Annotated in this window: 9 protein-coding genes; 5 read left to right on the forward strand and 4 right to left on the reverse strand. The window is 47.9% G+C overall.

The window, feature by feature from the left end; translation table 11 throughout:
* Window positions 1-336: 336 nt before the first annotated feature.
* Window positions 337-2259 (forward strand): tetratricopeptide repeat-containing diguanylate cyclase, encoded by a 1923-nt coding sequence (locus BIZ37_RS11115; RefSeq protein WP_187461567.1) that lies wholly within the window; start codon window positions 337-339, stop codon window positions 2257-2259.
* Here the strand turns inward: BIZ37_RS11115 and BIZ37_RS11120 are convergent.
* The 3 genes from BIZ37_RS11120 to BIZ37_RS11130 form a co-directional block, all read right to left on the reverse strand.
* The gene (locus BIZ37_RS11120; protein ID WP_187461568.1) at window positions 2229-2975 is read right to left on the reverse strand and encodes a DNA-binding transcriptional regulator YciT; all 747 of its coding nucleotides are present in this window, start codon (window positions 2973-2975) and stop codon (window positions 2229-2231) included. The two genes, BIZ37_RS11115 and BIZ37_RS11120, sit on opposite strands and share 31 nt — an antisense overlap.
* A 199-nt stretch (window positions 2976-3174) precedes the next feature.
* Complete coding sequence (locus tag BIZ37_RS11125) at window positions 3175-5601, reverse strand: formate C-acetyltransferase/glycerol dehydratase family glycyl radical enzyme (RefSeq protein WP_187461569.1); 2427 nt, start codon at window positions 5599-5601, stop codon at window positions 3175-3177.
* A 2-nt stretch (window positions 5602-5603) separates the two neighbouring features.
* Window positions 5604-6536 (reverse strand): glycyl-radical enzyme activating protein, encoded by a 933-nt coding sequence (locus tag BIZ37_RS11130; RefSeq protein WP_187461570.1) that lies wholly within the window; start codon window positions 6534-6536, stop codon window positions 5604-5606.
* 209 nt (window positions 6537-6745) lie between these two features.
* Here BIZ37_RS11130 and BIZ37_RS11135 point away from each other — a divergent pair, with 209 nt between their 5' ends.
* Window positions 6746-7420 carry a fructose-6-phosphate aldolase gene (locus BIZ37_RS11135; RefSeq protein WP_187461571.1) on the forward strand — a complete coding sequence of 225 codons (675 nt, stop codon included), beginning with the start codon at window positions 6746-6748 and terminating at the stop codon, window positions 7418-7420.
* A gap of 139 nt (window positions 7421-7559) precedes the next feature.
* Entirely contained in the window at window positions 7560-8234 is a 675-nt protein-coding gene (locus BIZ37_RS11140) for a GNAT family N-acetyltransferase (RefSeq protein WP_187461572.1), read from the forward strand.
* Window positions 8235-8301: 67 nt separating this feature from the next.
* Here BIZ37_RS11140 and BIZ37_RS11145 read toward each other — a convergent pair whose 3' ends face one another.
* Window positions 8302-9549: an NADH:ubiquinone reductase (Na(+)-transporting) subunit B gene (locus BIZ37_RS11145; protein ID WP_187461573.1), complete on the reverse strand. Its 1248-nt coding sequence runs from the start codon at window positions 9547-9549 to the stop codon at window positions 8302-8304.
* A gap of 279 nt (window positions 9550-9828) precedes the next feature.
* Here BIZ37_RS11145 and BIZ37_RS11150 point away from each other — a divergent pair, with 279 nt between their 5' ends.
* Together BIZ37_RS11150 and cydB are read left to right on the forward strand one after the other, a co-directional pair.
* Window positions 9829-11232: a cytochrome ubiquinol oxidase subunit I gene (locus tag BIZ37_RS11150; protein WP_187461574.1), complete on the forward strand. Its 1404-nt coding sequence runs from the start codon at window positions 9829-9831 to the stop codon at window positions 11230-11232.
* Window positions 11233-11241: 9 nt separating this feature from the next.
* Window positions 11242-12240 (forward strand): cytochrome d ubiquinol oxidase subunit II, encoded by a 999-nt coding sequence (gene cydB / locus BIZ37_RS11155; RefSeq protein ID WP_187461575.1) that lies wholly within the window; start codon window positions 11242-11244, stop codon window positions 12238-12240.
* The last annotated feature ends 55 nt before the right edge of the window (window positions 12241-12295 follow it).

A 12295-nucleotide genomic window follows, 5' to 3' on the forward strand; every position in this document is an offset into this window, starting at 1 on the left:
GTGATATAGCTTAGCAAAAAAAGCGAATAGTTATTTTCGACAACAGAAAGTGAAAAATGTTAATAAGATCACATGAAAGCGTGCGTTATGCCTTGTCATCACCCTGCAGGAAGGTGCAGATGCCACCGATGCATAACCCACTTTACAATCGGATTTTGATAGTTGCATAAGTTTGCTGTATTTCTAACTTAAATTTTGTTAAAAATACTGTTCGATGGAACATGATTATGGAAGACGTTGATTTTCACTGCTTGTCATTCTATGCATATACCTTTTCCTCTTAGAGCGATAACTTTAGGGTTATTCTTCATTTTTTTGTGCGGTTTTATTTCGCCTATGGCTCTGGCTGCGGGTAAAAAATCTGCACTCCAGTGCTATCTAACCAGCAAAGTAGACAGTGCCGACAACCCCTTTCTCAAGTACTACAACTTATCGTGGGATAACCCTTCGCTGGCTAACAAGCAAAACGTGTATTTGAAACAGCGAATAGAGGATGGGGCTAGCTACAATGAACAAGCGTTGTATTGGCTAGGGCGTTACAACATTGAGCAGGCTGAAGATCTAGCTGATATTGATATCGTTTTTTTCATCGACCAATTGGAAAAAGTCGCCCAGCAATCAGGTGAAGCCTGGATGGAAGCTGAGGTCACGTTCCTCGATGCTTTGACGTTGATGGATCAGCGTGAATATGCCTTGGCACAAGTAAAGTTAGAATCGGTAAAACTGAACGCTGAACACCTCGGCTACCAGCTGTTGTTGGCGAGGAGTTTGAAATGGCTAGCCAACATTGATGTCGAGCGTTCCAATTACAATGATGCCTTGGATAGATACCAAGAGGCTTACGAGATCTTCTCTTCCCGGTCCGATAACCAGCAGTTGGCAAGGCTGCTCTCCAATATCGCCTCGGTGTATATCAATATGGAAGAGTGGGAGACTGCCTCACACTACAGCCAGCGTGCTTTTGAATGGTATGGCCGCAGTGGGATCAATAATGCCTATATCGAATCCATCCTGCATATCAATGCGGGGGTCATAGACAAATACCTTGGTAACGAACGGCAAAGAAAGTTTCATGTTGATAAGGCGTTGAAGCTATCGGCCAAAACCCGTTCGGTGCGTATAAAAACGATTGCATTGATTAACTTGTCAGCATACTACTTGGATCATGGCGATGAGCCTGCTGCAATGACGGCGGCTGAACAATGCTTGGCTATGGCAAGAAGGCATGGCGGTAAAAACGGCATTTCGGTAGCAAATTGTCATGAGAGTTTGTCAGAAGCGTTTTACTCTTCAGAAAGAACTGAGCAGGCCCTCTACTATGCCAAACTGGCTTTGTCGGTCTACGAGTCGAACCGAATCCAACACCGAATGATCTATGTCTATGAGTTGTTGGCAAAGATTTATGAAAGTGGGGATGACTATCAGCAAGCCTTGCATTACTACAAGAAGTATTCTGAGTTAGGGCGAAGCTACCTGTTTGATATCCGCAGGAAAGAGTTGTTTGACATGCAAGAACGCTATGACACGCATGTTAAAGAGAAAGAAATCCAGTTGCTCAAGGCAGAAAATGCACTGACCTCATCAAGGTTAGCCGAGAGAAAAGCCAGCGAAAACATGCTAAAACTCGGTACAGCACTGATTATCATCTTGTTGTACTGGTTATATCGCCGTTATTCCATGCTCAATAAAGATAAGCAGGTGCTTGAGCAATCCAATGCACAGCTTGAGACGCAATCAAACAAGGATCCGCTGACGACGCTACATAACCGTCGTTTTCTTGAGCGTTGGCTGAAAAATATGCCTGCTATTGACTACCGCCATGGTGGTTTGGTTGTGGTGATTGATATTGACCACTTCAAGAAATTCAATGATGACTATGGCCATAACGTCGGTGATGAGGTGCTGGTGGAAATGGCCAAGCGCCTCAAAGCGGTAGTGCGCCAACGGGACGTCGTGGTTCGATGGGGTGGTGAAGAGTTCATCATGATCGTATCGTGCCGAGAAAGCGAGAGCGAGCGCGTCCTTCAGCGAATCAAACAGCAAATTTCTGCCGCAGACTTTTCGCTAAGTTGCGGAGATTACTCGGTAACCGTTTCGATGGGCGCGATCTTTACCAAAAGCGCTACGCAACTCTGCCAAGAGTGGGTATCTTTGTTGCTAAAAGCGGATAGGGCCCTTTACCAAGTGAAGGCATCAGGGCGCAATAACTATAAGTTAGAAACTAGTTATCAGTTATCAACCAGTTCAACAGCAACATGATGTTTGTGCAGCAGGGCTAAGTCACTTTCATCAATGCCTTTATTGGTAACAAGTACCGAGAATTGGTCGAGCCTACCTATGCTGGTAGAGAAAATCTGGCCAAACTTACTAGCATCGGTCAGCACGATATTACGTTGGTTTTTGTTGAGGATGGCATTGGCGACATCAGCCCGCATCATATCCCGGCTGGTAAAGCCGGTATCTGGGTGGAAACCGTCAATACCAAGGAAAGCTGTGCTGAAGTGGGTGTGCTCAATACACAATCGGGTAAGCGGCCCAACTAGGCTTTCACCCTGTGGTTGATAAATACCACCAAGCAAAATCACATCGCATTTGCTCTCGCGGATCATACCGGCAATATAGGCGCTGGGTGTGATAATCGTGACATCACCACGGTTGGCTAACTCACGGGCCAGCAGGGCGTTGGCGCTGCCACCTTCAATCATGACTGTTTCGCCCGGTTGAACTAGCTCAGCGGCGCGCTGGGCAAGCTGCTGCTTGATATCAAACCGCACATTCAGCCTGTCATTCATATCATCGCTTTGCAGTGCAGTGGCTCCGCCATGTACGCGTTTCAAATAGCCCTGTTTTTCTAACTGGGTCAGATCTTGACGTATCGTTACTTCCGATACGCCAGTATGGCTTGATAACTCGGCGACTAAGACTCTTCTGTTTTGGTTAACGAGTTGCAGGATTTCACTGTGGCGTGGGTTCATGAGGCTTTCAATGTCCTTGTTAGCAATCCCGAAAATGTTGAGGAATAATTTTTCGCTTATTGGAATATAAAGCTTTCGGATTGCTATTTCGATTCAGTTTCTAATGAAAGTTTACCGTTTTTTGCTGGTATTGTCATGGTCAGGGGGACAAGTTGGACCAAAGCCCGCACAGGGGCGGGCTATGGTTGTTGCGGATGATTTACAGGTTATGTTCTGTCCTTGCGATAATGTCATCCTGTGCTTCAGGAGACAGCGCAGTAAAGAACGCTGAATAGCCAGCGACCCTAACCACCAAATCTCGGTATTGGTCTGGGTTCTCTTTCGCGGCTAGCAAAGTATCACGGGAGACAATGTTATATTGCACATGCCAGCCCTTGTGATGGTTGAAGAAAGTACGCAGCAGCATACTCAGTTTGATCTTGTCACTCTCAGAATCCACTGAAGCAGGGCTTAATTTCTGGTTAAGCAACACACCGCCAAGGATTTTGTCAGTCTTCAGTTTACCGAGTGAGTTGTAGACTGCGGTAGGGCCTTTGACATCAGTACCTGACGATGGGCTCGAGCCTTCTGCGAGCGGGGTTTTGGCACGACGGCCATCCGGTGTTGCCATGGTCGCAGCACCAAAGGGGACGTTGGCAGAGATGCTTGACGTTCCGGCATAGTAACCACCACCGATAGGCCCTCGACCATGGCGGGTGTTTTTGAAACCTGACAAGGCATCAATATATGCTTGGTAGGCTTCGACCAGCATGTTGTCGACCATATCGTCATCGTTACCAAACTTCGGCGCGAAGTTTTGAAGGCGCAAGCGAAGTTGTTCGCCCTCGCTGCCGGTAAAGTCAGAGGCCAGAGCTTCAGCAAGTTCAGGCTGGCTGATTTGCGGGCTATCAAACACCATATGCTTGATAGCCGCCAAGCTGTTACCCAGGTTGGCAATGCCCACTTGTAGGCCAGATACCCAGTCATACTTGGCACCACCTTCTTTAACGGTTTTACCGCGCTCAAGGCAGCTATCAACCAGTGATGAGCAGAAAATATCTTGCGCTTGTTGTTCAAGCACGGAGTCGACAATACAGTCAATCTCGATAGATTTGCGGGTGTAATAGGTGACCTGATCCCGCCACGCCTGCATGATATCGTCGAAACTGCTGAAATTGCCTTTGGCTAAGCTTTTCTCGTGTGGCAGGAAGGTTTGACCGGTTGTCGCATCACGGCCGCCATCAAGTGCTGCCAGCATGATACGGGCGAAATTCATAAAGCTCATGCCGGTACAGCGGTAACCCCATTTGCCCGGTACGGCTGTTTCAATACAACCGATAGCGGAATAGTTATACGCGTCTTCGCGTTCAACACCGAGCTTGATGAACTCTGGAATAACGATTTCATCATTATTGAAAGCTGGCATACCGAAACCGCATTTGATGACTTCGATACAATCCATCAGGAAGGATTGATCGAGCCCTTCATGATAGCGCACGCTGAGGTTCGGCTGGGTAGAGCGCAGTTGGCCACAGGTTTCTAGGATTGCCAAAGATAGGGAGTTAACGGCATCTTCCGGTTCGCCTTGGTCATTAAGCTTCTGCCCGCCAATAGTTACGTTCTGGTACAACGGGCTGCCTGCAGACGCCTTTGAGTGGCTGCCTGAGCGGATCTTGTTAACTTCTAGCAGTTTCAACCAGCAACTTTGCAGAAGCTCCATAGCAAAATCACGGCTGATTTGACCTTCCTGCTCAACATCCTTGGCATAGAAAGGATGCAGGTATTGGTCCATGCGACCAAATGATACCGAGTGACCGTTTGATTCGATTTGAAGCATCAATTGGACGAAATAACAAAGTTGCAGTGCTTGCCAGAAGCTACGTGGCGGATTGCTGGCGATATGGCGGCAGTTGTTGGCAATCGTCAATAGCTCATCACGGCGTTGCTGGCGAGGATCTTCCTTCGACATGGTTTCGGCCAAGTCAGCGTATTTGTGAATATGCTCTTGGATAGCAGCCAGTACGATTTCGACGGACTTTAGGAATTGATCTTTTTTCAGATCTTCCCAACGAGAGAGATCGAGTTGGCTGCGGTGATGGCGGGTCTCCTCCAATAGGCCGCCTAAACCAATATTCAGCAGTTTCTCGTTATCTACGGCTAGGTGGGCATCACCCGAAGTCATGTTGCCTTCAGCCTTGATCATGGTTGAGGCGAGGATGGCTTCTTGTTCTTCCGTGAACAGGCCATAGCAGCGATCCTGAACGGTTTTGCCGCGCCAATATGGCGTTAAACCGTGGATAGCTTGTTTGTCTTTTTCGGTTACGGCGAAACCGGCACCTGGGCGATCGGCAAGATCATCGATTTCTGCTTCAAGCCAGCGAACAGTATATTCAGGAAAGATAGGCGCCGCACGCACCTTGCTGGCTTGGTTACCAATGATCAGTTCATCGTGTTTGATCCAGATACTACGTGTTCTCAAATGTTCAGCCAGTGCTAATGCGCGTTGGACAACAACCGGTTTGTCTTCGTTGTCTTGGTAAGCGCGGGTATAGGCCTCGGCACGCTCGGTACAGATAGGCGGCGTTACAATGTTGATTAGCGCATGTTTATGGGCTTGGATGCGTTCAGGTAAGGTATTGAGTCTCATGGTTAACCTCTAATCGTAATCGTCATTGGTTTGAGCGGGTGGGATTCGCCGTAGGCTTTGGCCCGTTCAAGCAGTTTAGGGTTGTTCAATGGCTGGTTTGCACACAGGTAAGGCATATCCAGCAGGTTATATTTGTTAATACCCAGTGTGTGGTAAGGCAGCAGGTGCACAGCCTCACAGCTATCTAACTGGGCAGCAAAATCGATAATGTTGCGAAGTTGGTCATCGCTATCATTGAATCCAGGTACTACTGGTACTCGAATGATCATGCGCTTGGCACGTTCTCCGAGTTGAATAAGGTTTTTGTGGATTCGGCTCAGTGATCCATGGGCCCATGTTTTGAAAATCTCGCTATCGGTATGTTTGAGATCGGCCAGCCAGCAATCAATAAATGGCAGGGCTTGTTCAACATGTTTCCAAGGGACATGAAGGCAGGTTTCGATCGCGGTGTTGACCCCTTCCTGCTGCAGCCTTTTGGCAATGTCACTAACCAGTCCAGCTTGCATCAATGGCTCCCCGCCAGAGAATGTGACGCCACCTTTGCTTTGTTCATAGAAGGGTTTATCCCTGAGCAGTTGCTGGCATAGTTGCTCTATATCGGATTCTTCACCAACCACGCTAAGGGCTTGGCTTGGGCAAACACCACGAAGAGCCTCGATCGTCTGTTGGCTCAGCTGATCACGCTGGATCTGAATCCTATTGTCTGAATCTCGGAAAATAATATTGCTGTCGCCTTTCGGGTTAGCTGATGCTTGCTGGATACATTGATCGCAATCAGCAAGGCACAGGCGTTCATCAAATAGCAGGGAGAGCTTTTCGCTGCGGCTTTCCGGGTTCTGGCACCATGGGCACGCCAGACTGCATCCCTTCAGGAAAAGGATCGTTCTGATCCCGTCGCCATCATGGGTTGAAAAATGCTGAATATTAAAGTGCATGGATACCTCATTCGTACTCACTCGATACGCAATTCAAACTGCAGAAATAGCCTGCTCATTGGTGTTGGCATTTTCGAATTTTAGGATTTGCGTCTTTCGTTATTCGAAACAATATAACTTTCGAATAAAATTTAATTTGATTGCGATCAAATTTTATTCGGCTTAGCAGCGTTATAGTGTGCCCAACGAAACACATTGAGGATGACACCATGATTGAGTATTACTTGGACACTGCGGATCTTGCTGAAATTAAACGCTTTAGCCATTGCCTACCGTTACGGGGCATCACGACAAACCCGTCGATTCTCGCTAAAGAAGGGAAAGGGCTGAATGAAGTGTTGGCTGGTGCGGCAGAAATCCTTGGTCCTAATGCAAGGTTTCATGCCCAAGTGGTAAGTACGACGGTTGAAGAAATGGTGGCCGAAGCGAAGGCATTAGATGCAATGCCATATGATGTTGTGGTGAAAGTACCTGCAACCGAAGTGGGTTTAGCGGCTATCCGTAAGATGAAAGCAGAGGGCATCCAAGTGCTAGCCACTGCAATTTATAGTGCTTATCAGGGCTTCCTTGCTGCTATGGCAGGCGCTGACTACCTTGCCCCTTACGTGAACCGTATTGATGGAATGGGTACGGATGGCATTGCTATCGTGGCTGACTTGCAGCAACTACTTGATGCTAACCAGTGCCAGAGCAAAATTTTAGCAGCGAGCTTTAAAAATACCCGTCAGGTAACTGAAGTCATGAAACTGGGTATTGGGGCAATTACGGTCCCGACAGATGTCATGGGGCAAATGTTGGCAAACCCAGCCGTACAGCCTGCGGTCAATCAATTCTCGCTTGATTGGCAAGGGCAGTTTGGGACCAAGCTTTCATACGAAAGTTAATTTGATAACAGGGCCTTTGGCCCTGTTTTTGATTTCTACGCCTACAAAGTGAAACCCCGCTCACAGAAGTTTGATTGCATCACCGTGATTTTAATAGGTTTTGATACACTCCGTTTTTGCAAAATCAAAGGGAGTGATCATGGAATCGTCTCATCACACATCTTCATCTATCCATTCCGACTCCTTGAATTTGGCACTATTGTCGAGTGCTGAACTGGCTATGCGTGGGCTTGTCCAGGCACTGCCAAAGCCTGATTGGCAAGTTATCATTAAGCCGTTGTCTGAACTGACAACTGAGGTTGATTGTCTTGATGATGACTATCATCAGGTACAGGCGGTGATTGCTGATAATCAGTTGGCGACGTCCCATAACCGGCAGTCTGATCAGGCGAGTGATATTGCGCTGGAAGTGTATGCCGACGGTAAGGTTGCCGCCGTGGCGACATTTAGCCGTTATCTTGAAGACCCTCGCAACCCACGTAAATCCTCAGAGCTGTTTTATGAAGTTACGCTACATACTATTTACGTTAAAGAGGCGTTTCGCCAGCAAGGGCTTGCTGCCAGTTTGTGTGGGTTGATTATCAATATTGCCCGAACTGACTGTGATGGTTTGTTCCGTACATTGGCGCAGCATTCTATCCAGTTAAAGCTTTGGTTCTCTGCATTGGCAATCACCCAAGGTGGGGAGGCGATTTGTGATCTGCTCAGTGAAGCCTTTGTTGAAATGGCCGATGATGTTATTGATGACTTGATTGAAGAAGGGGTACCAGTCCGCTATCAAGAACCGATGATATTTGTCGATTGCCTAGCTTGAATAAGTCCTGAAAAAACAGCAGGAAGAAGCTCCCCTAAGCAAAAAACAAGTTAGGGGAGAATTGGGTCTAGCTAGTGGTATGACGGCTTAGTCGACGCTTGGCGTTGGCACGCGAGACTAAGTTGTCAAACAATGGGGCAAACAGGTTGGCAAACAAGATTGCCAGCATGATGCCTTCCGGATAAGCAGGATTAACGACCCTGATAAATACCGCCATTACCCCAATAAGGATGCCGTAGGCCCATTTACCCTTGTTAGTAAATGCGGCGGACACGGGGTCTGTCGCCATAAACAACATACCGAAAGCAAACCCGCCCAAGACTAAATGCCACCAGAACGGCATTGAGAACATCGGATTAGTGTCAGAACCTATTAGGTTAAGCAGCGTTGAGGTGATTATCATCCCTGCCAGGACACCGGTGACGATCCGCCATGAGGCGATACCCATGAGCATAATCATTAAGCCGCCGATGAGCAGGAACAGGGTTGATACTTCACCAATTGAGCCCGGAATATTTCCGACGAAGGCGTCCATCCATGTGATAGCTTCACCGGTAGCATTGTGCACCATAGCAGTTGAGCCATTTTCAGCCCACTGGCTAAGTGCGGTTGCCCCGGTATATCCGTCGGCGGCGGTCCAGACCATACCACCGGAGATTTCTGCCGGATAGGCAAAGTACAGGAACGCACGGCCAGCAAGGGCCGGGTTGAGGAAGTTCCGTCCGGTGCCACCGAAAACCTCTTTGGCAACGACGATACCAAAAGTGATACCCAACGCAGCCTGCCACAGGGGGATGGTAGGCGGCAGTATCAATGCGAACAAAATGGATGATACGAAGAAGCCTTCATTTATCTCGTGCTTGCGGATAATCGCAAAAAGTACTTCCCAGAAACCACCGACAATGAAAACGGTAATGTAAATGGGGAGGAAATAAAAGGCGCCGAGTAGCATTTTGCTTGCCCAACTGGCTGATTCTGCCAAGCTCCCCCCAAGTGCCAGAGTCGCTGAGTATTGCCAGTTTTCACTGACCAACTGCTGGATTTCTTCGGGAGAATATAGGCTGTTTAGCGCGATAATTGTCTGGTGACCGACATTGTATAACCCCCAGAACATCGCAGGGAAAACTGCTAACCACACCATAATCATGATGCGTTTCAGATCAATACTATCCCTGACGTGGGTGATCTTGTTGGTTACCTGCCCGGGGGTATAGAGCAATGTCGCAAATGCTTCGTAGAGTGGAAACCACTTTTGGTATTTGCCTCCTGGCTCAAAGGCGTGTTCAAACTTTTCCAGTGTCGACTTTAGACTCATTGTTTAGCCCTCACGAAAAACTGGCAAGGGATTGCCAGCTGATTTGTTGCTATTGCTACGGGCTGAGTGGGAAATTCGATTAGCAATGCTTTAACTATAACTCACCTTAGGTACTCAGCAAGCTAGTCGAAAAATCTAGTTTCGTGTCTCTTCGCCATATCTTTACAAGATGAACCATACTGTTAAGCAACGCGTACAAAGCACTGTAGAGGAAGTGTTGTTTTTATCTCAATACTAATCCAAAAAAAAGCGCGTCAGATTAGGTATTAAGGAGAAACCATGAATGAACTCGCGGTCGATCTTGCTAGATTCCAGTTTGCCTTCACTGTTTCCTTTCACATTATTTTCCCGGCTTTCACTATAGGGCTTGCAAGTTATTTAGCTGTCCTTGAAGGCTTGTATCTCAAGACGGGTAAGCATAAATACATCGAGCTTTATCAATACTGGATAAAAATATTTGCCATCAGTTTCGGTATGGGGGTGGTGAGCGGTATCGTGATGAGTTACCAGTTCGGGACCAACTGGAGTGTCTTTTCTGACAAAACGGGCCCGGTATTGGGGCCGTTGATGGGCTATGAGGTTTTCACGGCATTTTTTCTTGAAGCGGGCTTTTTGGGCGTGATGCTCTTTGGGATGAACAGGGTCGGGAAGAAACTTCACTTCATGTCCACCGTCATCGTTGCCATCGGTACTCTGATGTCAGCCTTCTGGATTCTCTCGGTAAATAGCTGGATGCAGACTCCTGCGGGATATTCTATGAATGAGCTAGGACAGTTCATTCCTGAAGACTGGTGGGCAGTCGTTTTCAATCCTTCCTTCCCTTACAGGTTGGTGCATATGGTACTCGCCGCTTTCTTGACGACGGCCTTTGTCGTTGGGGCTGTAGGGGCGTTTCACTTGCTCAAGTCACAGAACAACCATCTTGCCAGAACTATGTTCTCAATGGCCCTTTGGATGGCGGCAATTGTTACCCCAATACAGATCGTGGTTGGGGACATGCATGGTCTCAACACGCTTGAACACCAGCCGGCAAAAGTGGCGGCAATGGAAGGGCACTATGAAACCCAGCAAGGTGCGCCGTTGATATTGTTTGGTTTGCCCAACGAGGAAACCAAAGAAGTCGATTACAAAATCGCGATCCCTCATCTTGGCAGTCTGATTTTGACTCATGAATGGAACGGGGAAGTAAAAGGGCTGGATGCATTTCCCGAAGAAGATCATCCGCCGGTTGCTATTGTGTTCTGGAGCTTTAGGATCATGGTTGGTATCGGTTTCTTGATGCTGGCTATCGGTCTCTACAGCCTGTGGTTGCGTAAAAAAGGCCAGCTCTACCACAACGAAATGTTTCACCGCTGTTGTGTGGCAATGGGGCCGGCAGGCTTCATCGCAATCTTGTGTGGCTGGATCACCACAGAAGTAGGCCGACAACCGTTCACTGTCTATGGCTTGCTCCGCACTTCAGAGTCAATATCTCCAATTGACGCTGCTGCCGTGAGCGTTTCCCTTGCTGCATTTGTGCTGGTGTATTTCACCGTGTTTGGTGCTGGTTTCTTCTACTTGCTTCGCCTCATGCGCAAGCCACCGACAAAATACGTGTTACCACCAAGCCCAGGTGTACCTAAAGTGGGTGATGAAGACGAAGAAAAACAATCGCTGGCAACATCGAACAAATTGAGTATGTGAGGAACAGATATGGACTATGCATTGATATGGTACATCTTGATAGCCATTGCCGTTTTCGCCTATGTCATTCTCGATGGGTTTGACCTCGGGATTGGTATTCTGTTTATCTCTGCCGACTCCACCAAAGAGCGTGACTTGATGATGAACAGTATTGCACCGGTATGGGATGGTAACGAAACCTGGCTGGTACTTGGTGGCGGTGGCCTGTTTGCCGTCTTCCCCTTGGCATATGCCGTTGTCATGCCTGCGCTGTATGCCCCCATCATTGTCATGCTGTTGGGGTTGATATTCCGTGGTGTGGCATTTGAATATCGCTTCAGAACCAAACGCGGCCAGTTTCTTTGGGATAGCTCGTTTTTCATTGGTTCATTAATGGCGACGTTTACCCAAGGGATGATTTTAGGCACCCTTTTGCAAGGCGTTACCGTGACCGACAGGGCATACAGCGGTGGATGGTTCGATTGGTTCACGCCATTTAGCATTTACTGTGGTTTTGTTACTGTTGCGGCGTATATGACGCTTGGCGCTTGTTGGCTGTTGATCAAAATGCCGCATGGGATGCATGAGCGATTCTATGTGATAGCCAAACGCTGTGCACTGATCATGGTTGTTATGGTAGGTATCCTCAGCCTCTGGCTACCGCTTGGCAATGAGGTTATTGCAGACCGTTGGTTCTCATTCCCGCAAGCATTGCTCTTCTTGTTGATACCCGGCTGTTCGGCATACCTGGTTTACTTGCTGTTTAAAGACTTGATGGAGCATAAGCCAGTGCAAGCCTATTTGGTCGTGCTGGGTTTGTTCTTCCTCGCATTCTTGGGGTTCGGGGTTAGTACTTATCCTTACATCGTGCCGCATGCTATTACTTATGCTGATGCCGCCGCGCCGGACACAAGCCTGAAGTTCTTGCTCAGTGGGGCGGTGTTCTTATTGCCGTTAATTATTGCCTATACGGCATACTCCTACTGGGTATTCAGAGGGAAACTCAAGGAAGATGAGGGCTATCACTAATGGTTAATCCTTGTTTTAAAAGATGGCTATGGTTTATTGCTCTCTACCTAGGTGG

This window comes from Photobacterium sp. BZF1 (assembly GCF_014349205.1).
Classification (GTDB): Bacteria; Pseudomonadota; Gammaproteobacteria; order Enterobacterales; family Vibrionaceae; genus Photobacterium.

Excerpts from the sequence above, each read along its gene's own strand:
- BIZ37_RS11115 (WP_187461567.1), top strand. The coding sequence starts at position 337 with ATGGCTCTGGCTGCGGGTAAAAAATCTGCACTCCAGTGCTATCTAACC.
- BIZ37_RS11120 (WP_187461568.1), bottom strand. The coding sequence starts at position 2,975 with ATGAACCCACGCCACAGTGAAATCCTGCAACTCGTTAACCAAAACAGA.
- BIZ37_RS11125 (WP_187461569.1), bottom strand. The coding sequence starts at position 5,601 with ATGAGACTCAATACCTTACCTGAACGCATCCAAGCCCATAAACATGCG.
- BIZ37_RS11130 (WP_187461570.1), bottom strand. The coding sequence starts at position 6,536 with ATGCACTTTAATATTCAGCATTTTTCAACCCATGATGGCGACGGGATC.
- BIZ37_RS11135 (WP_187461571.1), top strand. The coding sequence starts at position 6,746 with ATGATTGAGTATTACTTGGACACTGCGGATCTTGCTGAAATTAAACGC.
- BIZ37_RS11140 (WP_187461572.1), top strand. The coding sequence starts at position 7,560 with ATGGAATCGTCTCATCACACATCTTCATCTATCCATTCCGACTCCTTG.
- BIZ37_RS11145 (WP_187461573.1), bottom strand. The coding sequence starts at position 9,549 with ATGAGTCTAAAGTCGACACTGGAAAAGTTTGAACACGCCTTTGAGCCA.
- BIZ37_RS11150 (WP_187461574.1), top strand. The coding sequence starts at position 9,829 with ATGAATGAACTCGCGGTCGATCTTGCTAGATTCCAGTTTGCCTTCACT.
- cydB (WP_187461575.1), top strand. The coding sequence starts at position 11,242 with ATGGACTATGCATTGATATGGTACATCTTGATAGCCATTGCCGTTTTC.